Genomic DNA, 21,976 nt, shown 5'->3' with positions numbered 1-21,976 from the left:
CCCGGCGTAGACTGTCCGTTGGACGGAGTGGCTCCGTCTCAGCCGGAACCGAGGACGGATGCTGGTGGGCCTGAGGGAATCCTGGAATCGAGTGCGCACCCGCTGGTGGGTGCGCTGGGCCGTGGACCTGGCGGTGGTGGTGCTCATCCTGGCGGCGGTGGCGGCCTGGCAGACACGGCGTCTGCCGAAGGCGGGAACCGCCGCGCCGGAGCTCGCCTTGAGGACCCTCTCCGGCGAGCAGGTGCGGCTGTCCGAGCTGCGAGGCAAGCCGGTGGTGCTCACCTTCTGGGCGCCCTGGTGTGGCGTGTGCAAGGTCGAGTCCTCGAACGTCTCGGCGCTCCGGCGCACCGCGGGAGATTCGGCGCACGTCGTCTCCGTGGCGGTGGCCTACGAGGACGAGGAGGACGTACGCCGGTTCATGCGGGAGCAGGGCGTGGACTACCCGGTGTACCTGGGGGGCCCGGAGAGCATGCGGGCCTTCCAGGTCGACCAGTTCCCCACCACCTTCTTCCTCTCCTCGGAGGGCCGTGTCGAGCGGGCGGTCGTCGGCTACACCACCCGCATCGGTCTGCTCTGGCGGCTGTGGTTGTGAGGCGCGCGCTCCTCACGCCTCGAGGGTCGTGAGGATGCGCCGCAGGGCTTCCACCTCCGACTCGGGGAGCGGAAGCAGGGGAGCACGCAGGGGTCCCACCTCGGTCCCGAGCAGCTCCAGTCCCGCCGCCACCGTGCGAGGCAGGCCGCCCTTCACGATGAACTGGAGGAGCGGGAGCTGCTTCTGGAACACCCGCCGCGCCGCCGCGAGGTCGGCCTTCTCCACCACCGCCCGGTACAGCTCCAGGGTGAGCCCGGGGATGAGGTGCGCCGCGGCGGTGCACCAGCCACGCGCCCCCGCGGCGAAGGCCGCCAGGGCGAGCGGGTTGGAACCGTTGTAGAAGGCCACCTCCTCACCGGCCACCTGGCGCAGGCGGTGCATCCGCCCGATGTCTCCCGTGCTCTCCTTCACCATGGTGACGTTGGGAATCTCGAGCAGCCGCGCGAGGAACTCCGGCGTCATGTCCAGTCCACCCGTGGCCGGGTTGTTGTAGGCCATGATGGGGAGGGACGTGGCGCGGGCCACCGTGTCGAAGTGCCGGAAGATCTCCTCCTCGGTGAGTTTCCAGTAGCTCATCGGGATGATCATCACCGCGTCCGCCCCGACGCGCTCGGCGAAGCGGGCGTGGTGGACGGTCCGCTCGGTGGTGAGGCTCGAGACGCCGACCATCACTGGCACCCGGCCCGCGACGGCCTTCACCGTCGTCTCGGCGACGGCCTCGCGCTCCTCGTCATTCAAATAGGGCAGGCTGCCCGTGCTCCCGAGCGGCGCGATGGCGTGGACGCCCGAGGCCACCATGCGCCCGGTGAGCGTACGCAGCAGGTCGAGGTCCACATTCCCGTCGAGCCGGAAGGGGGTGATGGTGTAGCCGATGATGCCGCGGAGCGGGACGTTGCGCGCCATGTCAGGCCTCCTCCCCATCGGCGTGGGCGAGCGAGTGGCCCTTCTCCGGCACCTCCTCGCGCAGGGCGATGCCTCCCATGTTCTGCAGCATGGGGGCGTTCTCGCAGGCGAGGTAGCGCGCGCGCTTCGTGGGGTGGGTGTTGACGTGGTTGTGCCAGGCCCACACGGGGATGTAGAGCGCATCGCCCTCCTTCCAGGGGATGCGCTTGCCGTGGATGTCCGAGTACCCCTCGCCCTCCAGGACGTAGAGGACGGTCTCGTAGGTGTGGCGGTGCCGGTTGGAGGACTGGCCCGGCTCCAGCCAGCCGATCGTCATGCTGATGGCATGCGAGGGCAGGTCCACGAAGAAGACGGGGTGCTTGCGCTCCTTCGAGTAGTCCTCGTTCTGGCCGGCGCCCTCCACGGCCGGATGGAAGAGCTTGTCGGGCATCACCACGCGCGGGCGGGGTGGTGTCTTGTCGAAATCCGCGGAGTGGTACTTCGTGACCTGGGCAGGGCTGCTCTGGCTCATGGAATGGCCTCCTCGTGTGGCTGGCGCGGTTGCTCCCGCGCGTCGAGCGAGGAGAAAGGTAGAGAGCGACTGGCACCCTCGAAAGAGCCGGTTTGGCGAAGTACACTGGGCCGGTGCTACGCACCTGGAAGCTGACCCTGGAGGTGGATCCGTCCTCGACCGTGCCGCTCTTCGTGCAGGTGGCACGCGCCGTCGTCCGTGACATCGAGCGCGGGAGGTTGTCCCCGGGCGACGCGCTCCCCGGGACGCGGGCGCTGTCGCGGTCGCTCGGGGTGCACCGCAACACGGTGGACGCGGCCTACCGCGAGCTCATCCACCAGGGGTGGGCCTCCGCCGAGCCTTCTCGCGGCACCTTCGTCTCCACGGCGCTCCCGGTGGCGGCACCGAAGGGGTTTGGTGGGACGCCCCGTCAGCGGATGCCCGCGCGGCCGGGCTTTCCCTTTCCCCAGGAGGAGGTGGCTCCCGAGCGGGTGGCTCCGCCGCCCAGGGGGACGCTGGAGTTCAACGATGGTGCTCCCGACGTGCGGCTGGCTCCCTCGATGGCGCTGGCGCGTGCCTTCCGGCGGGTCCTGACCAGCCGCGCCCGGACGACGCTGGGCGTGGGCGATGCGCGCGGAGAGCCCGGTCTGCGCGAGGCCCTCGCCGGGATGCTCAGCCGCACGCGGGGGCTCGCCGCCGGAGCGGACGATGTGCTCGTCACGCGGGGGAGCCAGATGGCGCTCTTCCTCGTGGCGCGCGCGCTCATCCGCCCGGGGGATGTCGTGGCCGTCGAGGCGCTCGGGTACCGGCCGGCCTGGGACGCGCTGCGTCTGGCGGGAGCCCGGCTCGTGGGCCTGCCGGTGGATGCGCAGGGGGTGAAGGTGGACGCGCTCCAGGCGTTGCTGGCGAAGCAGCCGGTACGTGCCGTCTATGTGACGCCGCACCACCAGTACCCCACCACCGTCACCCTCACCGCCGCCCGGAGGATGGCGCTGTTGCGCCTGGCGGCCGAGGCCCGCGTGGCGGTGGTGGAGGACGACTATGACCACGAGTTCCACTACGAGGGCAGGCCCGTGCTGCCCCTGGCGAGCTCGGATCGCGCCGGATGTGTCGTCTACGTGGGCTCGCTCTCCAAGCTGGTCGCTCCGGGATTGCGGCTCGGCTACGTGGTGGCTCCGGCGCCGCTGGTGAGCGCCCTGGCGGCCCTGCGGATGGTGGTGGATCGCCAGGGCGATGCCCCGTTGGAGCGTGCCGTGTCGGAGCTGCTGCAGGAGGGCGAGCTCCAGCGCCACGCGCGCAAGGCCCGCCGGGAGTACCTCGTCCGCCGGGACGCGCTCGTGGAGGCGTTGCGCGGTGAGCTCGGCGGCTCCGTGGACTTCGAGATTCCCGCCGGTGGACTCGCGCTCTGGGCGCGAGTGGACGAGGCGCTCGACACGGCGGACTGGGTGGCGCGCGCGGCCTCCCATGGAGTGCGCGTCGCTCCAGGCCGCTCCTTCGCGCTCGAGGGCCGGGGCCCCTCCGCCTTCCGGTTGGGCTTCGCCTCCCTGACTCCCCAGGAGCTGCGCGAGGCCGTGCATCGTCTCGCCCTCGCGCGCCCCCGGAGGCGCTGAGCGGAGCCGGCTCAGTGGGGCTCGAGCCCGAAGAGACTGGCGACGACCCCGGCGATCCGCTCTCCGTCCTGTCCGGCCTCCAGCGTCCGCAGCCGGGTCGTGGGCTCGTGCAGCAGCTTGTTGACGATGGCGCGCGCCATGGCCTCGACGCTCTTGCGCTGCCGGGCGGTGAGGCCCTCACCGAGCGAGGCGATCGTGCGCTCCGCCTCCGCCCGGGCGATGGTCTCGGCGCGTTGGCGCAGGCGGCAGAGCACGGGCACTCCCTCGCGCACGGCCCGGTCGCGCATGAAGCGGGTCACCTCCTCCACCACCATCACGCCCGCCTTGCGTGCCTCCTCGGCCCGGACGGCCTCGTTGTGGGCCACGAACCTCTGGATGTCGTCCAGGTCCAGATCTCGCACCTGCTCCAGCGTGCCCACCTCGGGGGCGATGTTGCGGGGCACGGCCAGGTCCACCATGACGAGCGGCCGGTGCCTCCGTGCCTCGAGCACCTCCGCCACGTTCTCCCGCGTGAAGAGGGGCTCGGGTGAGGACGTGCCGCTCACCACGACATCCGCCGAGGCGAGCAGCGTGAACAGCTCCTCGAAGGGGTACGCGGTGCCGCCCACCTCGGCCGCCAACGCCTCGGCGCGCGACCGCGTGCGGTTGACCACCTGGATGTGGCCGGCCCCCGCCTGCTTCAGGTGGCGCGCGGCCAGTGCCGCCATTTCGCCCGCTCCCACCAGCAGGACCGTCTTGTCCTCCAGGCCCTCCGCGGCCTTGCTGGCGAGGGCCACGGCCGCGCCGGCCATGGACGTGGCTGCCATGCCGATGGCCGTCTCCGAGCGCACCCTCCTGGCGCACCGGAAGGCCGCCGCGAACATGCGTGCCAGCTCGCCACGCACCGTGCCCGCCGCCTGGCTGCGTTCGAGCGCGTCCTTCACCTGGCCCAATACCTGCGCCTCGCCCAGCACCATGGAGTCCAGGCTGGAGGCCACCCGGAAGAGGTGCGTCAGCGCGGCCTCTCCCGAGTGCTCATAGAGACAGTCGAGCACCTCGGGCCCTCCCAGCCGGCCCAGCTCCTCCCGGGCCCGCTGGCGCGCCTGGGCCACGTCCGGCGCGGCCAGGTACAGCTCCACCCGGTTGCAGGTGGAGACGAGCAGCGCCTCGGTGGGCGCCTGCCCGAGCCGCTTCAGCAGCTCCCGTTGCTCCACCTCGGGGAGCGCCAGCCGCTCGCGCACCGCCAGCGAGGCCGTCCGGTAGGACAGGCCGATGCACAGGAACTCCGCAGCGAGCGCCTCCCGGGTGGCACCACTCCAGTGGGGCCTCGACGAGGGCTGGCCAGGCTCGAGTGAGTCCATGGTGCGTTCTGCTCCTTGGAGGGGGAAAGGAAGGGCCCCCCTCTCGGGAGGCCCGGCCTGCGGGCTCTGGCACCTAGGCCGTCAGCTTGGCGCCGGCGATCTTCAGCAGGTCACCGATGGTGAACTCGCCCTTGCCGTTGCCGAGCTCCGGACGCCAGTGCGGGTTGGCGTTGAGGAACGAGAACCGGTCGCCCTGGAGCACGCCGATGAAGACCTCGGCCACGATGCGCGCGCCCACGGGGCCGAGGTGCTTGCCCTCGTTGCCCTTCTCCAGCTCCGACTCCCGGAGCATGTAGTACCAGGGCGGGGTGGAGCTCTCGAAGCCGACGCCGAACTGCTTCAGCTCCTCGAGCTGCTCGGGCTTCAGCGGCTTGATGCCCATGCGCTTCGCCATGGCCTGGCCCGAGGGCAGACGGAGGGCGAGTCCGCGCAGCAGATTGCGTTGCGCGAGCGACTCCGGGTTGGCGAGCGTTCCGCCGCCATCCGGGGACGGCTGGCCGGGGGCTCCACCGGGCAGGCCGAAGAGCCCGCTCGAGATTCGCGTGTCGATGCGCTTGCTGAGCTGGCGCCGGGTCGGGTCGCCGATGGAGAAGAAGTTCTCCCACTCCACGAAGCGCCGCGGAGCGCGCTTGCCTCCGCGCATATCGTTCGGGTCCGGGTTGTCCGCCGGCAGGGTGTTGTTGAAGATGGCCGCGGCGAACGGGCCGCTGGTGTTCATCCGGTAGCCCGGGCGCACCTGGCTGTGCCCGAAGCGGTAGGCGGCGACCGAGAACTCCACGGGGATGAAGGGCTCGTTCCTCCACTGGAAGAGCCGGTCCTTGGGGTGGTCGCGCAGCACGTCCTTCACCACCGCCTCCCCGACGATCTTCGGGAGGAACTCCTTGAGGAGGATCCACTGGTAGTGCCAGCGCACCATCCGCTGGGCCTGGTCGAAGACCTGCTGGCCGGGGACGCCCTTGGCGCGCAGGCGATCGACGATGGCGTTGTGGAACTTGATCATCGCCAGGTGCAACTGCGACACGATGACGTTCTCGTCGTTGCGCGGATCCGCGATGAGCGCGGTGTTCTGGCTGTTGCGAGGCAGGTCATCCTGCGAGTCCGGCCCCCCGAGCTTCTCGACGAGGAACTTCGCCGGGTCTTTGACGTCATAGAGGTGGCGGGAGACCCGGGGACCCGCGCCGTACACGTTGTCCAGCTCGAACGCCGGCGTGCGGAAGTTCTCGATGGCCTCCGGGTCGTTCTGCCGCTCCAGGATGGAGGTCGGGTCGAATGTCAGATCATGGTCGGCGAACTGGCCGAAGAAGGTGAAACCCGCGGAGATGGTGTCGTTGTCCTCGTTCTTGGCATCGGGAGCGGGCTGCTGACCGGGGGCGGGATCCTTGGCGTCCATCAATCCGCCCCGCTTGCCCATCTCGAAGAGCGCCTTGCGGACCTTCTCGTTGTCTGGCGCGAAGGGGGGTAGCCCCGAAAAGAGCCGGCCAAAGCGTCCCCGGGCGTGAAACTGCGACTCGGGAGGGTTGTTGCCGCGAAGCTGGGTTTCACCGTGCAACATGATTGTCGTTGCTCCTGACCGGGTCTTCATTGCCAGGAGGCCCTCTGCATGTGGCCCGGTCATCCAGGGTTCCGCCTCCTGCCGCAAAGGTTGAGTGGGAGGTCGAGGGATGTGACGGACTGAGGGGCAGGACGGCTGGGATCCGGACGCGCCACGGGGCCGCCCGCCTCCTCTCCAGGTGAGCGCCCCGTGTCCACCCCCGGACTCAGTACCCGTTCCAGCGTCGGCCCTGGGCCTCCACCAGGCCGCTCGCGGCGGTGGGGCCCCACGTTCCCGCGGCGTAGGTGTGCAGGGGCACCTCGTCGCGTTTCGAGCCCCAGGCTTCCAGCAGGGGCATCATGAGCTCCCAGCCGCGCTCGACCAGGTCGTTGCGCACGTAGTGCGTGGAGACGCCGAGCATGCAGTCCAGCAGCAGACGCTCGTAGGCCTCGGCGAGCCGGGTGCCGAAGGTGTCCCCGTAGCGGAAGTCCAGGGCCACCTCATGGTGGTGCGCCGCCCGTCCCGGCGCCTTCGTGGCGAAGCGCAGGGCGATGCCCTCGTCGGGCTGGATGCGGAGGTGGAGCTGGTTGGGCGAGCCCCGGCCCAGCGGCCCCTCCTTGAACTGGACCACCACCTCGGTGAGCCGCCGGGCCAGCCGCTTCCCGGAGCGCACGTAGAAGGGCACGCCGGCCCAGCGCGGGTTGTCGAAGCGCATCGTCAGCATCGCGAAGGTCTCCGTGCGCGAGTCGGGGGCGACGCCCGGCTCCTGCCGGTAGCCGGGCACGAGCTGGCCGCCGAGCAGCCCCGGGCCGTACTGGCCGCGCACGCACTCGGTGCGGATGCGCTCGGGCGAGAAGGCACGCGCCGCCGCCATCACCTCCATCTTCGCGTCGTGCACCGCCTCCGGCGAGAGGCTCGAGGGCGGCTCCATGGCCACGAGCGCGAGCACCTGGAGCAGGTGGTTCTGCAGCATGTCGCGCACCACGCCCGCCTTCTCGTAGTAGCCGCCGCGTCCCTCCACGCCCACCGTCTCCGCGTTCGTTATCTGCACGTGGTCGATGTGCCCGCGGTCCCACAGCGGCTCGAAGATGCGGTTGGCGAAGCGCAGCACGAGCAGGTTCTGGACCATCTCCTTGCCCAGGTAATGGTCCATCCGGTACACGCGCGACTCGTCGAGGTAGCGGTGGATGTGCCGGTTGAGGGACTGGGCCGTCTCCAGGTCCGTTCCGAAGGGCTTCTCCACCACCAGCCGCGACCAGCCCCGGCCGTGCGTGAGCCCGAGCTCTCCCAGGTGGCGCACCGTCTCCGCGTGGAGCGTGGGCGCGAGCGACAGGTAGAAGACGCGGTTGCCGTGCGTGCCGTGCTCGCGGTCCACCCGCTCGAGCAGGTGGCCCAGGCGCCGGTAGTCCTCGGAGCTGGAGAGGTCCATGGACAGGTAGTGGAGCCTGCGCGCGAAGGCGTGCCAGGCCGTCTCGTCCACCGGGCCGACCCCGGGAGCGCACTCGAGGGCCTCGCGCATGCTGGCGCGGAACTGCTCGGTGCTCATCACCGGGAGCGCCGCGCCGACGATGGCGGACTCCGGGGGCAGGTGGCCCTCCAGGGCGAGGCGGTAGAGCGCGGGCAGGAGCTTGCGCCGGGCCAGGTCTCCGGACGCGCCGAAGAGCACGAAGGTGCACGGTTCGGCCCGGACGGTGGCGGTGGCTTCCATATAGCGCGGCTCCTCCAGGGTCACGGCTGCGGGCTGCATCGGGTGTCTCTCCAAGGGGGGAGGAGCACCTCCAGTGGGGTGCTCGAGGGATGGGGGAGGGGACCCGCCGGGCGCGCTTCGCGCGAACTGGTCCGACTGTCGGACCAGTTGCTCGGGCTCGCGCCCGGCGGGGGCATTGCGGTTCTTCAGGGGGTGGAGCGGGGCGCCTCAGGCGGCGGGCTGGGCGTCGATGTCCCGCAGGAGGCCGTCCACCTGCTGGCGGGACAGGGCCTCGTAGAGCTCGATGCGCAGCTGCTCCTGGCGGTCATCCAGGCGGCGCTGGGAGGACAGCCAGTCGAGCCGGGCGAGCAGGGCGGCGGCGCGGCCCAGGGGGCTGCGAGCGGCCTCGTCGCGGATGGCGAGGATGCGCGAGATGTTCTCCGGCTGGAAGGGGCCGTGGTAGCCGGTCCGCGAGTCCATGTACCGGAGGATCTGCGCGCCGCCGATGCCCACCCCGTCCACGCCGGTGTAGACGGCCAGGGGGATGTGGGGGAAGCGGAAGCCCGCGGAGAAGTAGGTGCGCAGCCCGCGCTCGTGTGCCCGGTGCACCAGCTCCAGCGCCTCGGCATGGGTGAGCTGCTCCATCACCGGCACGCTGGGGTACGTGTCCGCCGAGCCGTCCCAGGTGACCTTGTCGAAGCCGCCCATCTTGACGAGCTCGATGCCCAGCAGGCCGATCTCCTTCCGGCCGGTGACGAGCCGCGAGCCGCCGTCGCGGTCATCCAGGATGGGCGTGTTGAGGTTGAAGGCCGCGGACAGCAGCTGGGTGCGCGTGTCGCGCAGGATGTTGCTGCGCAGGCTGCGCATGAACTCGAGGATCTGCGAGGCCGTCATGCGCTCCATGGCCACCTTGCACTCGGCCACGCCCAGCTGGAACATGGCGGTGCAGGTGCCGGCCATGGTCTGCACCGTCTTCCACAGGTCCAGGTGGAACTTGCCGCTGTCGAACATGGGCCGCCCGATGAAGCTGGTGACGGGCGCGCGGCCGGCCACGTGCAGCCGCACCTTGGCCACGTTGAGGATGCGGGGAATCCGGTAGGACTCCACCGACTCGCGGTCCTGGTGCCCGCGCTCCAGGTGCTCCACGTGCACGAGCACGCCGCGCATCCACTCCTCGCGCGTGGTGGTGCCCGCGATGTGGCCCTCGCCGGGGTCGGTCACGGACATGTTCGTCTGCGTGTCGCCGAAGCCCGGGATGGGCAGGGGCTTGTAGGGCAGCTGCAGGCGGGCGCCGTTGGCGAGCTCCTCGTGCGCCATGTGGATGGCCAGCTTCTCGCGCCGGGTGGGCTTGCGGCGCTCGCGGCGCAGGTCGTCGATGAGGAGCGACACCTCCTCGAGCTGCGAGGGGTGCTGCGAGTCGGAGCGCAGGCCGTCGGCGTCCTCGTCCGCCACGTCGCCCAGCCACTGCTCCGAGGCGTCCATCACCGCGTCGTACATCTCTCGGGGGCTGGTGACGGGGAGCCGGTGCAGCAGGGCGCGCATCGCGTTGGCGAAGTCCCGGAGCTGGTCGTGCTCGGTGGCGAGCTTCTCCAGCTCCACCTCCACCTGACCCATCAGCTCCTGGAGCGTCTGGGGCCGGAAGACGGAGATCGGCTCGTGCTTGCGGAACTTGCCCTGCTGGGTGCGAATGGCGAGCGTCCGCACACCTTCCACCAGCGACACCAGCTGTCCGAGGACCAGTCGGCGAGCCTCATCCTCGTTCCACCTCATCATACTCATCTTGGGATGCTCCAATTGTGGGGATTGATGAGTGGCCGGCGCATGATGCGTTCCTTGCCACTCGCTTGAATTGGAGTTCCCGCGCCGACATTTGTGATGGGCCGCGAAAGTGTGACGGACGAAAAATGTGACTCCCTTTTGGGGTTGCCCGGGCAGCGGCCAGGAAGGCACCCCCGGGGTCCGTCACCCGCACGAGCCACTCAGCCGCCGGTGTAGCGCAACACCATCGCCTCCAGCCGGCCCAGGGCCTTCTCCAGCACCTCCATGGAGGGTCCGAAGGACAGGCGCACGTAGCTGCGGAAGCGCGAGGGGCGGGCCCGCCGCTTGCCCGGGTTCACGTCGAAGAACTCGCCAGGCACGGTGATGATCTTCTGGTCGAGCGCGGCGCGGAAGAAGCCCATGCCGTCGTTGAGGGGCGGGGGCAGTCCGGAGACATTTCCCCAGACATAGAAGGTGCCATCGGGTGGGCGGTCCGTGCGGATGCCCAGCCGCTCCAGGCGCGAGTGGAAGCGGTCGCGCTTCTCGCGGAAGTGGTGGTTGATGGCCAGCGTCTCCTTCACCACCGCCTGCTCGTCCAGGAGGGGAATCGCCGCGCGCTGCAGGGGCCGGCTGCCGCCACCATCCAGGAAGCTGCCCGCGCTGGACACCGCGTCGATGACCTGGCGGGGGCCAATCGTCCACGTCATGCGCCAGCCCGGGTAGCGCCAGTTCTTGGTGAAGCCGTCGAAGAGGACGATGGGGTCCTTGTTGACGTCCTCCACGTAGCGCGCGGCGCTCTCCACCGGGAGCTGGCCGGGGCGGCCCGTCCAGATGTAGTGCGAGTAGAACTCGTCGATGAGCAGGCCGCACTCCAGCTCACGGGCCACGGACACCCAGCGCGCGAGCTCCTCGCCCTGCACCAGCTTGCCGGTGGGGTTGCAGGGGTTGGAGAAGAGGAGCGCGGACAGGCCCCGGCCCTGGATTTCGCGGCGCAGATCCTCGTGGGTGAAGGCGTAGCCGCGCTCGCCCTCCAGGAGGATGGGGATGGCGGTGAAGGCCTTGAAGACGTCCAGCAGCTCCTCGTAGGCGGTGTAGTCCGGGAGGAAGTGGCCGAGGTTGACGGTGCCGAGACTGGCCGCGGCGCGGGTGAGGGCGGCCCGGCCACCGCCGGACAGGGAGACGTTCTCCGCGCTGTACTGGCTGGGCAGGCCGCGCCGGTAGAGCCGGTTGTAGAGGGAGGCGATGGCCTCGCGCACCTCCCAGAGGCCGGCCACGGGCGCGTACTCCAGGTCGTTCACGTCCACCGTGACGCTGCCGACCCGGGGGGGCGAGTTGGGAAGCTCGCCCGTCTCGGGCTGGCCCTGGCCGAGGTTGCACCACTCGGGGTCTCCGCCCCGGTAGCCCCGGCGCATGGCCTCGGTGGTGACATAGATGACGCCCGTGCGGGGCACGGTGCGGAACGCTGGCAGGGAGATGTCGTCGCTCACGCCCCTACGCTAGCGGAGGACGAGCTCCCTGAGGATGTCCTTCCAATGCGTATAGATGGAGAAGTGCCCTCCGCCCGGCAGGAAGTGGGGCACCGTGTGGGGGATACGGGCGTGCAGGTAGCGCCCCATCTGCTGCGGCACGATGGAGTCTCCCTCCCAGTACCAGAGGTGCACCGGCACGCGGATGTCCCCGAGCGGGAAGCCCCAGGGCGTGGTGAGCAGCCGGGCCTCCCGCGCCATGCCCTGGACGCCCTGGCGCGTGGCCTCGGTGCGGAAGCCCTGCACCTGCGAGCCGATGAGCGGGTCCGACAGCACGGCGCGGTCATCGGCGGAGCAGTGCGCCATCACCGCCGCCAGGGCCCGATCCGGCCGGCGGCGCACGGACCTGTCATGGAGGGTCATGATCGGCTGCAGCAGCCAGTGCGGCCAGGTGGCCAGGGCGTAGGCGGTGCGGTAGTCCCGGTTGACGCCTTCCACGGCCCCGCTGCGGTTGAAGGGCGCGGAGCCGGAGATGATGGCCGCTCCCGTGAGCCGCTCGCCCAGGCGGTACGCGCAGGCCGCCACGTAGGGGCCTCCCGCGGACACTCCCATGACGGCGAAGCGGCCCAGCCCCAGCGCGTTGGCCAGCTGCTCGATGTCCGCGGGCATGTCCAGCAGGGTGCGTCCCCGCTGGAAGTCGGACAGCCCGTAGCCGGGACGGTCCGGGGTGATGAGCCGCACGCCCAGGCTCGCCGTGAGCCCGTCGTCCGGGTGCCGCATGTAGCGGGAGCCGGGATTGCCGTGCAGGAAGATGACGGGACTGCCCTCCAGGTTCCCGGACTCGACGTACGCCAGCCGGCGCCCGTCGCGCAGCCGGATGGAGCCCTCCCTCACCTGGGCTCCCTCTTCCCGTACTCGCACCTCGTTCATTCTCCTCCCTCCATGGGCCGCGAGTGCTGCCCGATCCAGGCGGCGATGCGCGGCCAGACCTTCACCGGCGCCTTGCTGGAAGCCGACAGGCCGATGTGGCCCACCGGGAAGCGCATCGTCTCGCACTCCTTCACCAGGTCCGGCAGCGGCTCGCTCATGGCCGGCGGGGCGATGTTGTCCTGCTCCGCGATGATGTTGAGCACGGGGCACTGGATGCTGCCCAGGTCCACGCGCTCGCCCCCCACCTCCATGCGGTTCTGGCAGAAGAGGTTCTGCTGGTAGCAGTCACGGATGTACTGCCGGTAGACCTCGCCGGGGAAGGGCACGGCATCCGAGCCCCAGCGCTCCAGCGCGAGGAAGGTGGTGACGAAGCCCGGGTCATCGATCTGCCGGCACACGTCGAGCCACTTGGTGATGCGCTGGACGGGGCCGGCCATGAAGAAGCCGCTCTCCAGCACGTAGGTGGGCACGTTGCCGTAGGCGTCCACCAGCGAGTCCACGTCGAAGTGCCGCTGCTGCGTCCACAGCGAGTAGATGCCGCCCTTGCTGAAGTCCACGGGGGTGGCCTGCACCACGAGGTTGCGCACGCCCTCGGGGTAGAGGGACGTGTAGGCCAGGGACATGGTGCCGCCCATGCAGTAGCCGTAGAGCGTCAGGTCCTCGCTGTCGCTCACGCGCAGCGTCCAGCGCACGGCGCTGCGCAGGTGGCCACCGAGCAGCTCGCTCCAGCTGAGGTTCTGCTCGTCCGGGCCGGCGATGCCCCAGTCGATGGCGTAGACGTCGTAGCCCTGGCGGGTGAGGTACTCGATGAGGCTGCGCCCGGGCAGGAAGTCGAGGATGTACCAGCGATTGATGAGCGAGTAGACGAAGAGGATGGGCGTGCGGTGGCGGCGCCGGGGCGCGGCGTAGCGCAACAGGCGCATGCTGCCGCGCGTGTACACCACCGAGTGCGGCGTGGGGCTGATGGGGGGCTCGCGCACGCCAGCGGCCTTCTCGATGAAGGGCTTGAGGTACGGGTAGGGGTTGATGGAGCGGTCCTGCAGGGCCTGCGCGAGCGAGCGCGAGACGTCGACCTGGGACGAGACGAACGAGCGGATCCGCTGGAAGGCTTGGGCGGGCCGATTCACGGGGGGACTCCGGGAAGCAGGAGTCCCCACCATAGCGCGGCGGGGCGCTCCTGTGTGTCAGGGTCTGAAGAGCCGGAGCACGGTGTCGGTGGCCGGAAACGGGGCGTCGTCCGGCCGGGGGAGGACCTGCGTCAGCGCGAGCCCCTGTACGGTGGACAACAGGAGCCGCGCGAGCTCCGCGGCGGGGATTTTCACGATCTGCCCCGCGCTCTGTCCGGCCTCGATGAGCTCCACCAGTTGCTGGAAGAACTGGGTGGTGTAGCGCTCCAGGGCCCGTTGGACCGGGGCGGGGATGCTCTCGCTGGCGCGCGCCTGGACGAGGATGAGCGGAATCGAGGTCTCCTCCCGGACGTGCTCCAATATCTGGGCGCAGAACCGCTGGAGCTGCTCCCAGGGTGTACCGGGACCCTGCCGCTCCGCGGTGAGGAGCCGGATGCCGTCCTGGATCGCCTCCTCGACGAGTGTGGCGAACACGGACTCCTTGTCCGGGAAGTAGTGGTAGACGAGCCCGTAGCTGATCCCCGCCGCGGCGGCCAGGTCCGTCATCTTGGTGGCCGCCAGTCCCCGGCGGGCGAAGACCTCGCGGGCCGCCTTCAGCAGCGCGCTCCTGCGCTCCTCCTTGAGCTGCTGGTACTGCTGGGGGGTCCGGGGCATGGTCCAGGCGCGCTATCGGGCGGCGTTGGTCCGGCGTCGGCGGGGCGCGGGGGGCACGTCGGAAGGGGGGGCCGACTGCTGCTCCTGGCGCTCCAACAGCTCGACCACGTGCTCGAGCTGCGAGCCGAGCGCCTCCACCTGATCTCCCATGCGGCGCAGCTGGTCGCGCAGGACCTCGACCTCGGAGGCGGTGGGCACGCGCAGCGAGTGCAGCGTCTTCTCCATCACCGAGGTGCGGCGGATCTGCAGGCTGAAGCCCCGGCGCATCAGCCCGCCGCTGAGGCGCAGGAAGGTGGGGCTCTCGGCGAGGCGCGCGGCCACCTGGGTGAGGCCCTGCTCGGCCTTCGCGAAGACCTTGCCCGAGCGGGTCTCGGAGCTGGTGAGTCGCCCGACCGTCTTCAGGGCACGGGCGAGCATTCCAGGGGTGGGGCGGGAGTCTGGGGCGGTCATGCCGCGCAATCTACCTCATCGGGCTCAGCGGATGACGGGCACGGTGATGGGGGCCCGGTCGTCGATCTCCACCTCCACCTTGCCCAGGCGCCAGAGCACCTCGCTGAAGTTGACCCGCACCTGGTGGCCCTTGGCCGTCTCGATGAGGGCCTCGCCCTTCTTGGGGAGATACTCACCCACCTCGTACTGCAGCTCGGAGAAGGTGACGCGGTCCGTGCCGAGGGTGCCGGTCACCTCGCCCGGGCCGTTGAGCACCAGCGTGGTGCCGCCGATGATCGGGACGCCGTCGCGCACGCCTACGTTCGCGTTCACGCTGTAGCTGCTGTTCGCCCGGCCCGGCAGGTCGCCAGCGCTCTCGGCCCAGAAGCGCTTCTCGTCGCTGCAGGTGCCGTAGCCCACCTTGGCCTGGAGCGGCTGTCCCTCCACCTTCAGCTGGCGGAGATCCGCGAAGAGGTCCATCCGCTCCTCTCCGCCGTTGTAGATGAAGGAGCTCTGCCCGGACACGGAGCGCCCGCCCACGGAGCAGCCCGTGTCGGGGAAGGAGAGCACCACCGCGTCCGAGGCGTCGTCCAGGGACTCGGCGGTGGCGGTGACACAGGCCACCTTCGACCGGGCGCCCTCGGCGGCCCGGCCCACGAAGGTGCGCCGCGACTCGCCGCAGGTGTAGACGGGCAGGATTCCGAGCACCTCGAGCGCCACGCGCACCTGGTTGGCCGCGAGCACCGCGAGGTCCACTCGCGCGCGGGCGTCTTCGATCTCCTCCTTCGTGGGCGGCTCCTTGCCGCAGGCGGTGGAGAGGATGACGAGGGCGAGGCAGGCTTGAATTCTCATGGGGGGGGATTGTCCTCTGGATGGAGGCCCACTGCACAGGGCGGGGGGCGCAGGCCTGGGAGAGCAACCCGCGTGCCTCGCGCAAACCCCCGAAGTCCCGAGGGGGGGAGGGGGAGTCCGTGCAGGGGACTGCACACCCGGGTCGATGCGGGTGACAACTGGTGTCCGGACCGGCTGTACCGGGGGACGGGGGAACGGCATGCTCCGGGCGCGCTTGCCTCCGAGGCTCCCGACATGCCCCATCCCGAACGCACCCTGTACCAGTTCCCCATCTCGCACTACTGCGAGAAGACCCGGTGGAACCTCGACGCCAAGGGCCTCTCCTACGGCATCGAGAACCTCCTTCCCGGCCCGCACCGCCTGGTGACGAAGCGCCTCACGAAGGGGGGGCGCGGCACCGTGCCCCTGCTGGTGGACCGCGGCACCGTCGTCACGGACTCCACCGACATCGCCCTGCACCTGGAGCGCGCCTACCCGTCGGCTCCCGCGCTGATTCCCGCCTCGGGCCCCGAGCGCGAGCGTGTCCTCGAGCTGGAGGCCTACTTCGACGAGACGGCCGGCAAGCACGTGCGCCGCTGGGTGTACGCGCAGCTCTTCGGCGGTGGCGTGGACATCACGCCGCTCATGTTCGGTGCGTTTCCCCCACCGCTGCGCCTGCTCGGGCGTGCGCTGGTTCCCGTCATCAAGGTGGTCATCCGGCGCCAGTACCAGCTGACTCCCCCCAAGGTGGAGGAGTCCCGGGTGAAGCTGCTGGAGGGGCTCGACCGGCTGGAGCGCGAGATTGGAGGAGACCCCTCGCGCTACCTGGTGGGCGCGTCCCTGTCGATCGCGGACATCGCCGCGGCGTCCCTCTACGCTCCCCTGATGGGCCCCGAGGGCTCTCCCTACCACCGCCCCGGCCAGGCGGTGTCCCCCGCGATCGCGGAGCTGCGCGCGGCCCTGGGCGCCCGGCCCGTGGGCCAGTGGATTGCGCGGCGCTACCAGGAGGACCGTCGGCGCCCGGCCCGGGGCTTCACCGCGTCCGCGTCCGCGGAGGCGGTGAGCGGCTGAGGGCCGGGGCTCCTCGTCCCGCCGGCTACATGATGCCGGCGGTGACTCCGCCGTCCGCCGTGTACACCCCGCCCGTGCAGTAGCTGCTGTCGTCACTGGCGAGGAAGAGGTACAGGCGGGCGATCTCCTCGTTGGTGCCGTAGCGCTTGGCGGGCACGCGGGAGGCGAGGGTGTTCTTCAGCTGCTCCTCGGCACCGGGCGCGATGCGCCGGTGGGCCGCCGCCATCATGTCGTTGTCGATGACGCCGGGGCACACCGTGTTCACCCGGATGTTGAACGGCGCGCCGTCGTGCGCCAGGGCCCGCGACAGTCCCACCACCGCGTGCTTGCTGGCGGTGTACGCCGAGTGCCCCGGGAACGCGGAGATCCCCATGATGGACGAGGTGGTGACGATGCTCCCACCGCCGCGCTTCTGCATCTCGGGGATGACGTACTTGATGGAGAGCCAGACGCCGCGCACGTTGGTGGCCAGCACCTGGTCGAAGTCCTCCACGGAGTGCTCGAGGATGGGCTTGAAGGGGCCCTCGACGCCCGCGTTGCTCACCAGCACGTCGATGCCGCCATAGCGCTGCACCGCCTCCCGGAGATAGCGCTGGGTGTCCTCCACGCTCGAGACATCCGCCACCGTGTAGCTGATGTTCTCGTGGTTGATCTCCTGCATCGCCTTGCGCAGCTTGTCCTCGGAGCGGCCCACGATGAGGACCTTGGCCCCCTCCTGCACGAACAGCTTCGCGGTCGTCGCGCCGATACCGCCGCCGCCGCCAGTGATGACCGCGACCTTGTTCTTCAGCCTCTGCATGTGCCCCCCGGAGGGTGTGATGGACAGGGATTGTCCCGATGGCGGGTATTGTCTGGAAGAAGGTGGAGCCAGGGCAAGGTAGGCCCTCGGGCCCATCCCCAGTCACGACGCTCCGTGTCGGAGGGGCTCACGGGGGGTGGGTGGATGCTCCTCGTCCGGCTCGGGCACCATGCGCCCACCCGACGGGCTGGCGGAATCCAGGGGGCCTTGGGAATTCTTCCCCGCCTGGCGGGTTGGCGGCCTTCGTTTCACCCGACACAGCACAGCGAGCACTCATGAACAGCAAGAAGTTCCTCCGCAACTCCTGGGCGCAGGGCGCGCTCGGGGCCTGCCTCCTCCTGACAGGGTGCACGGCCACCACCCAGAACACCCCGTCCGCCCAGGCGTCCAAGCCGCGGGCGCTCGGCGTCGACACGAAGAACTTCGACTCCAGCGTGCGCCCCCAGGATGACTTCTACCGCTACGTCAACGGCACGTGGCTGAAGACCGCCCAGATTCCGGCGGACAAGGGCCGCTATGGCTCCTTCATCGAGCTGCGCGACAAGAGCGAGGCCGCTCTGCGCACCATCATCGAGGAGGTCGCCGCCGCCAAGGAGAAGAAGGCCGGCACGGACGCGCAGAAGATCGGCGACCTGTACGAGAGCTTCATGGACACGGAGCGCATCCAGGCGCTCGGTCTCGAGCCGGCGCGCGCGGATCTCAACCGCATCGCCGCCCTCCAGGACAAGCAGCAGCTCCCCGAGCTCTTCGCCGAGCTGACGCGCGCGGGTGTCCCCACGCCGTTCGTCCTCTTCGTGGGGCAGGACGCGAAGCAGGCGGACCGCTACATCGCCTACGTCAACCAGAGTGGCCTGGGCCTGCCGGACCGCGACTACTACCTCAAGCAGGATGCGCGTCTGGCCGAGACGCGCGCCGCCTATCTCACCTACATCGAGACGCTGATGCGTCTGGGCGGGGAGAAGGATCCGGCCGGCGCGGCCAAGGCCATCCTGGCCCTGGAGACCTCCCTGGCGGAGAAGCACTGGGACCGCGTGCGCAACCGCGACCGTGAGGCCACCTACAACTTCAAGAGCGTGGCCGAGCTGGAGAAGCTCACCCCGGGCTTCTCGTGGTCGCGCTACATCAAGGCCCTGGGCGCGGAGAAGACGCCGGGCATCGTCGTGCGCCAGCCGGACTACTTCCAGGCCGCGGACGCGCTGCTGGCCAGCACGCCGCTGCCCGTGCTCAAGCAGTACCTCACCTTCAAGCTGCTCGACAACGCGGCGCCCCTGCTGAGCACGCCCTTCGAGGAGGCCCACTTCGCCTTCCGCGGCAAGACGCTGCAGGGCCTGCAGGAGAACCGTCCCCGCTGGAAGCGTGGCGTGGAGGCGGTGGAGGGCGCGCTGGGCGAGTCGGTGGGCAAGATCTACGTGGAGCGCAACTTCAGCCCCGAGAGCAAGGCCCGCATGCAGGAGCTGGTGAAGAACCTGCAGGTCGCCTTCAAGCAGGGCATCGACCAGCTCGAGTGGATGAGCCCGACCACCAAGGCCCAGGCCCAGGCCAAGCTGTCCAAGTTCACCGTGAAGATCGGCTACCCGGAGAAGTGGCGCGACTACTCCGCGCTCACCATCGACAAGGCGGACCTCTACGGCAACATGAAGCGGTCCGACGCGTTCGAGTACGCCCGCATCATCAACCGGCTCGGCAAGCCCATCGACCGGGCCGAGTGGGGCATGACGCCGCAGACGGTGAATGCCTACTACAGCTCGACGATGAACGAGATCGTCTTCCCGGCCGCCATCCTCCAGCCGCCGTTCTTCAACCCCGAGGCGGATGACGCCACCAACTACGGCGCCATCGGCGGAGTGATCGGCCATGAGATCAGCCACGGCTTCGACGACCAGGGCGCCCGCTCCGACGGCGACGGCAACCTGCGCGACTGGTGGGGCGAGACGGACAAGGCCGCCTTCCAGCAGCGCACCGGCATGCTGTCGGACCAGTACTCCGGCTTCAGCCCGCTGCAGGGCATGAGCGTCAACGGCAAGCTCACCCTGGGTGAGAACATCGGCGACCTGAGCGGCCTGACGGTGGCCTACAAGGCCTACAAGCTGTCGCTGGGTGACAAGAAGGCCCCGGTCATCGAGGGCTTCACCGACGACCAGCGCTTCTTCCTCGGCTGGGCCCAGGTGTGGCGCTCGCTCAACCGCGACGACGCGCTCCGGCAGCAGCTGCTCACCGATCCGCACTCCCCGGGCGAGTACCGGGTGAACGGCGTGGTGCGCAACATGCCCGAGTTCTACAACGCCTTCGGTGTGAAGGAGGGCGACGGCGCGTACCTGCCGCCCGAGAAGCGCGTCAAGGTGTGGTGAGTGGACGGCGCGCCCCCGGGGGCGCTTCCGACGCGGCGAGTCATGGCCCGTTTCGGAAATACGCCCCCGGGCTGGTAGGTTCGCGCGCCACCATGCGAATCCGCATTTTCTCCGCCGCCGCGTGCGCCCTCTGGCTCACGCACTGCAGTCATGCTCCGGCGCAGCTGGAGGCCCAGTCCTCCAGCGCGTCCCAGGCTCCCGCCTCCAGCGAGACCGCCGCCTCCACTCCGGCGAGCTCCGCCCCCCAGGCCTCCTCCCGCCCCGCCTATCCGGCCGCGCGCAAGGATGACGTGGTCGACGACTACCACGGCACGAAGGTGGCGGATCCGTACCGCTGGCTGGAGAACCCGGACTCCCCCGAGTCCCGCCAGTGGATCGAAGCCCAGAACAAGCTCACCTTCGGCTATCTGGAGAAGATTCCGGGCCGCGCGCAGCTCAAGCAGCGCTTCACCGAGCTGTGGGACTTCGAGAAGTTCAGCGTGCCCTCGCGCCAGGGCAACCGCTACTTCTTCAGCCGCAACAACGGTCTGCAGAACCAGTCGGTGCTCTACACGGCCGACTCGCTCGAGGCCGAGCCCCGGGTGCTGTTGGATCCGAACACGCTGTCCGCGGACGGCACGGTGGCCGTCGGCGGCATGCGCGTCTCGGATGACGGCAACCTGCTCGCGTACGGTCTGGCCGCTTCCGGCAGTGACTGGGTCGAGTGGCACGTGCGCGACGTGCGCACCGGCAAGGACCTGCCGGACATCATCAAGTGGGTGAAGTTCTCCGGCGCCTCGTGGACGAAGGACGGCAAGGGCTTCTTCTACAGCCGCTATGACGAGCCGAAGGCCGCCGAGGCGATGAGCGGCGCCAACTACTTCCAGAAGCTCTATTTCCACAAGCTGGGCACGCCGCAGAGCGAGGACATCCTCGTCTACGAGCGCAAGGACCACAAGGAGTGGGGCTTCGGCGGCTACGTCACCGACGATGGGCGCTACCTGCTCATCAACGTCTCGCGCGGCACCGAGCGCAAGAACCTCGTCTTCTACAAGGACCTGAAGGATCCCAAGGCCAAGGTCGTCGAGCTGCTGCGCGACTGGGACGCGGACTACGACTACATCGACAACGACGGGACGCTCTTCTGGTTCAAGACGGACCTGGACGCGCCGCGTGGCCGCATCGTCGCCATCGACCTGCGCAAGCCGGAGCGCAAGAACTGGAAGGAGATCCTCCCCCAGGGCGAGGAGCCGATCTCCTCGGTGGGCTTCGTCAATGACCGGTTCATCGTCAACGTGCTGAAGGATGCTCGCTCACAGGTGCGCCTGTACTCGCGCGAGGGCAAGCCCCTGGGCGAGGTGGCTCTGCCCGGCCTGGGCACCGCCATCGGCTTCGGCGGCAAGCGCACGGACACGGAGACCTTCTACTCCTACGCCAGCTACACCACGCCCGCGACCATCTACCGGTATGACCTGAAGACCGGCCAGAGCCAGGTGTACAAGGCGCCCAAGGTGAAGTTCGACCCGTCGCAGTACGAGACGACGCAGGTCTTCTTCACGAGCAAGGACGGCACCCGCGTCCCCATGTTCCTCAGCCACAAGAAGGGGCTGAAGCTGGATGGGAACAACCCCACCATGTTGTACGGCTACGGCGGCTTCGACGTGTCGCTGACGCCGGGCTTCAGCGTGGGCAGCCTGGTGTGGATGGAGCAGGGCGGTGTCTGGGCCGTGGCCAACCTGCGCGGTGGTGGCGAGTACGGCCGCGAGTGGCACGAGGCCGGCACGAAGCTGAAGAAGCAGAACGTCTTCGACGACTTCATCTCCGCGGCCGAGTGGCTCATCACCAACAAGTACACGTCCACCCCGAAGCTGGCCATCACCGGCCGCTCCAACGGGGGCCTGCTGGTGGGCGCGGCGGTGACGCAGCGTCCGGAGCTGTTCGGCGTGGCCCTGCCCGGCGTGGGCGTGATGGACATGCTGCGCTTCCACAAGTTCACCATCGGCTGGGCCTGGGCGAGCGATTACGGCTCCTCGGAGAACGCGGAGGAGTTCAAGGCGCTCCAGGCGTACTCGCCGCTGCACAACCTGAAGCCGGGCACGCGCTACCCGCCCATGCTCGTCCACACCGCGGACCATGACGACCGCGTGGTGCCGGGCCACAGCTTCAAGTTTACCGCCGCCGCCCAGGAGGCGCAGGCCGGCGAGGCCCCGGTGCTCATCCGCATCGAGACGAAGGCGGGCCACGGCGCCGGCAAGCCCACCACCAAGGTCATCGAGGAGTACTCCGACCTGTGGGCCTTCACGCTGTACCAGATGGGCGTGAACCCCGGGCAGGCCGTCGCGGCCAACCAGGCGCGCTGAATCAGGACGGGCGGGCATCCGGGCGCACTCCCGGCTGCCCGTTCCCTTCCTTGAAGGACGGCAAGACGAAG

18 protein-coding genes are annotated in these 21,976 nt (G+C 69.7%); 5 read left to right on the top strand and 13 right to left on the bottom strand.

The window, feature by feature from the left end:
• Window positions 1–58 precede the first annotated feature (58 nt).
• Window positions 59–592, top strand: a complete 534-nt coding sequence (locus tag JRI60_RS39345; protein ID WP_204221152.1) for a TlpA disulfide reductase family protein — start codon at window positions 59–61, stop codon at window positions 590–592.
• A gap of 12 nt (window positions 593–604) precedes the next feature.
• Here the strand turns inward: JRI60_RS39345 and JRI60_RS39340 are convergent, their stop codons facing one another.
• The gene (locus JRI60_RS39340) at window positions 605–1,495 is read right to left on the bottom strand and encodes a dihydrodipicolinate synthase family protein (RefSeq protein ID WP_204221151.1); all 891 of its coding nucleotides are present in this window, start codon (window positions 1,493–1,495) and stop codon (window positions 605–607) included.
• A gap of 1 nt (window position 1,496) precedes the next feature.
• Window positions 1,497–2,006: a cupin domain-containing protein gene (locus tag JRI60_RS39335; protein WP_204221150.1), complete on the bottom strand. Its 510-nt coding sequence runs from the start codon at window positions 2,004–2,006 to the stop codon at window positions 1,497–1,499.
• A gap of 92 nt (window positions 2,007–2,098) precedes the next feature.
• Here JRI60_RS39335 and JRI60_RS39330 point away from each other — a divergent pair, with 92 nt between their 5' ends.
• Window positions 2,099–3,595: a PLP-dependent aminotransferase family protein gene (locus tag JRI60_RS39330; RefSeq protein ID WP_239469995.1), complete on the top strand. Its 1,497-nt coding sequence runs from the start codon at window positions 2,099–2,101 to the stop codon at window positions 3,593–3,595.
• 11 nt (window positions 3,596–3,606) lie between these two features.
• Here the strand turns inward: JRI60_RS39330 and hemA are convergent, their stop codons facing one another.
• The 10 genes from hemA to JRI60_RS39280 form a co-directional block, all read right to left on the bottom strand.
• A complete protein-coding gene (gene hemA / locus JRI60_RS39325) occupies window positions 3,607–4,935 on the bottom strand; it encodes a glutamyl-tRNA reductase (protein WP_204221149.1) in 1,329 nt (442 codons plus the stop codon).
• A gap of 73 nt (window positions 4,936–5,008) precedes the next feature.
• Entirely contained in the window at window positions 5,009–6,487 is a 1,479-nt protein-coding gene (locus tag JRI60_RS39320; RefSeq protein WP_204221148.1) for a peroxidase family protein, read from the bottom strand.
• Between the two features lie 205 nt (window positions 6,488–6,692).
• Window positions 6,693–8,213 (bottom strand): glucose-6-phosphate dehydrogenase, encoded by a 1,521-nt coding sequence (gene zwf / locus JRI60_RS39315; RefSeq protein ID WP_239469994.1) that lies wholly within the window; start codon window positions 8,211–8,213, stop codon window positions 6,693–6,695.
• A gap of 168 nt (window positions 8,214–8,381) precedes the next feature.
• A complete protein-coding gene (locus JRI60_RS39310) occupies window positions 8,382–9,932 on the bottom strand; it encodes a hypothetical protein (protein ID WP_204221147.1) in 1,551 nt (516 codons plus the stop codon).
• Between the two features lie 200 nt (window positions 9,933–10,132).
• Window positions 10,133–11,398 carry a pyridoxal phosphate-dependent aminotransferase gene (locus JRI60_RS39305; RefSeq protein ID WP_204221146.1) on the bottom strand — a complete coding sequence of 422 codons (1,266 nt, stop codon included), beginning with the start codon at window positions 11,396–11,398 and terminating at the stop codon, window positions 10,133–10,135.
• Between the two features lie 9 nt (window positions 11,399–11,407).
• Window positions 11,408–12,307 carry an alpha/beta fold hydrolase gene (locus tag JRI60_RS39300; protein ID WP_204221145.1) on the bottom strand — a complete coding sequence of 300 codons (900 nt, stop codon included), beginning with the start codon at window positions 12,305–12,307 and terminating at the stop codon, window positions 11,408–11,410.
• Complete coding sequence (locus JRI60_RS39295; RefSeq protein WP_239469993.1) at window positions 12,304–13,434, bottom strand: alpha/beta fold hydrolase; 1,131 nt, start codon at window positions 13,432–13,434, stop codon at window positions 12,304–12,306. Before JRI60_RS39295 ends, JRI60_RS39300 begins: the two co-directional genes overlap by 4 nt.
• Window positions 13,435–13,491: 57 nt before the next feature.
• Window positions 13,492–14,088 (bottom strand): TetR/AcrR family transcriptional regulator, encoded by a 597-nt coding sequence (locus tag JRI60_RS39290; RefSeq protein ID WP_204221143.1) that lies wholly within the window; start codon window positions 14,086–14,088, stop codon window positions 13,492–13,494.
• Between the two features lie 12 nt (window positions 14,089–14,100).
• Window positions 14,101–14,538: a hypothetical protein gene (locus JRI60_RS39285; protein ID WP_204221142.1), complete on the bottom strand. Its 438-nt coding sequence runs from the start codon at window positions 14,536–14,538 to the stop codon at window positions 14,101–14,103.
• Between the two features lie 24 nt (window positions 14,539–14,562).
• Window positions 14,563–15,369: a hypothetical protein gene (locus JRI60_RS39280; protein ID WP_239469992.1), complete on the bottom strand. Its 807-nt coding sequence runs from the start codon at window positions 15,367–15,369 to the stop codon at window positions 14,563–14,565.
• A gap of 234 nt (window positions 15,370–15,603) precedes the next feature.
• On the opposite strand from JRI60_RS39280, the gene JRI60_RS39275 reads away from it, so the two are divergent.
• Window positions 15,604–16,419 (top strand): glutathione S-transferase family protein, encoded by an 816-nt coding sequence (locus tag JRI60_RS39275; RefSeq protein WP_204221141.1) that lies wholly within the window; start codon window positions 15,604–15,606, stop codon window positions 16,417–16,419.
• Between the two features lie 25 nt (window positions 16,420–16,444).
• Here the strand turns inward: JRI60_RS39275 and JRI60_RS39270 are convergent, their stop codons facing one another.
• Window positions 16,445–17,218 carry an SDR family NAD(P)-dependent oxidoreductase gene (locus JRI60_RS39270; protein WP_204221140.1) on the bottom strand — a complete coding sequence of 258 codons (774 nt, stop codon included), beginning with the start codon at window positions 17,216–17,218 and terminating at the stop codon, window positions 16,445–16,447.
• A 275-nt stretch (window positions 17,219–17,493) separates the two neighbouring features.
• Here JRI60_RS39270 and JRI60_RS39265 point away from each other — a divergent pair, with 275 nt between their 5' ends.
• Both JRI60_RS39265 and JRI60_RS39260 read left to right on the top strand, forming a co-directional pair.
• Complete coding sequence (locus JRI60_RS39265) at window positions 17,494–19,566, top strand: M13 family metallopeptidase (RefSeq protein ID WP_204221139.1); 2,073 nt, start codon at window positions 17,494–17,496, stop codon at window positions 19,564–19,566.
• A 92-nt stretch (window positions 19,567–19,658) separates the two neighbouring features.
• On the top strand, window positions 19,659–21,905 hold the full coding sequence (locus JRI60_RS39260) for a prolyl oligopeptidase family serine peptidase (RefSeq protein ID WP_204221138.1): 2,247 nt from the start codon (window positions 19,659–19,661) through the stop codon (window positions 21,903–21,905).
• The last annotated feature ends 71 nt before the right edge of the window (window positions 21,906–21,976 follow it).

It is taken from the genome of Archangium violaceum, assembly GCF_016887565.1.
Lineage (GTDB): Bacteria > Myxococcota > Myxococcia > Myxococcales > Myxococcaceae > Archangium > Archangium violaceum_B.
Note: the sequence above shows the minus strand (reverse complement) of the source record. Positions and strands in the feature narration are given on the sequence as shown.

Excerpts from the sequence above, each read along its gene's own strand:
- JRI60_RS39340 (WP_204221151.1), bottom strand. The coding sequence starts at position 1,495 with ATGGCGCGCAACGTCCCGCTCCGCGGCATCATCGGCTACACCATCACC.
- JRI60_RS39275 (WP_204221141.1), top strand. The coding sequence starts at position 15,604 with ATGCCCCATCCCGAACGCACCCTGTACCAGTTCCCCATCTCGCACTAC.
- JRI60_RS39280 (WP_239469992.1), bottom strand. The coding sequence starts at position 15,369 with ATGAGAATTCAAGCCTGCCTCGCCCTCGTCATCCTCTCCACCGCCTGC.
- JRI60_RS39300 (WP_204221145.1), bottom strand. The coding sequence starts at position 12,307 with ATGAACGAGGTGCGAGTACGGGAAGAGGGAGCCCAGGTGAGGGAGGGC.
- JRI60_RS39335 (WP_204221150.1), bottom strand. The coding sequence starts at position 2,006 with ATGAGCCAGAGCAGCCCTGCCCAGGTCACGAAGTACCACTCCGCGGAT.
- JRI60_RS39345 (WP_204221152.1), top strand. The coding sequence starts at position 59 with ATGCTGGTGGGCCTGAGGGAATCCTGGAATCGAGTGCGCACCCGCTGG.
- JRI60_RS39260 (WP_204221138.1), top strand. The coding sequence starts at position 19,659 with ATGCGAATCCGCATTTTCTCCGCCGCCGCGTGCGCCCTCTGGCTCACG.
- JRI60_RS39285 (WP_204221142.1), bottom strand. The coding sequence starts at position 14,538 with ATGACCGCCCCAGACTCCCGCCCCACCCCTGGAATGCTCGCCCGTGCC.
- JRI60_RS39290 (WP_204221143.1), bottom strand. The coding sequence starts at position 14,088 with ATGCCCCGGACCCCCCAGCAGTACCAGCAGCTCAAGGAGGAGCGCAGG.
- JRI60_RS39320 (WP_204221148.1), bottom strand. The coding sequence starts at position 6,487 with ATGTTGCACGGTGAAACCCAGCTTCGCGGCAACAACCCTCCCGAGTCG.
- JRI60_RS39270 (WP_204221140.1), bottom strand. The coding sequence starts at position 17,218 with ATGCAGAGGCTGAAGAACAAGGTCGCGGTCATCACTGGCGGCGGCGGC.
- zwf (WP_239469994.1), bottom strand. The coding sequence starts at position 8,213 with ATGCAGCCCGCAGCCGTGACCCTGGAGGAGCCGCGCTATATGGAAGCC.
- JRI60_RS39265 (WP_204221139.1), top strand. The coding sequence starts at position 17,494 with ATGAACAGCAAGAAGTTCCTCCGCAACTCCTGGGCGCAGGGCGCGCTC.
- hemA (WP_204221149.1), bottom strand. The coding sequence starts at position 4,935 with ATGGACTCACTCGAGCCTGGCCAGCCCTCGTCGAGGCCCCACTGGAGT.
- JRI60_RS39310 (WP_204221147.1), bottom strand. The coding sequence starts at position 9,932 with ATGAGTATGATGAGGTGGAACGAGGATGAGGCTCGCCGACTGGTCCTC.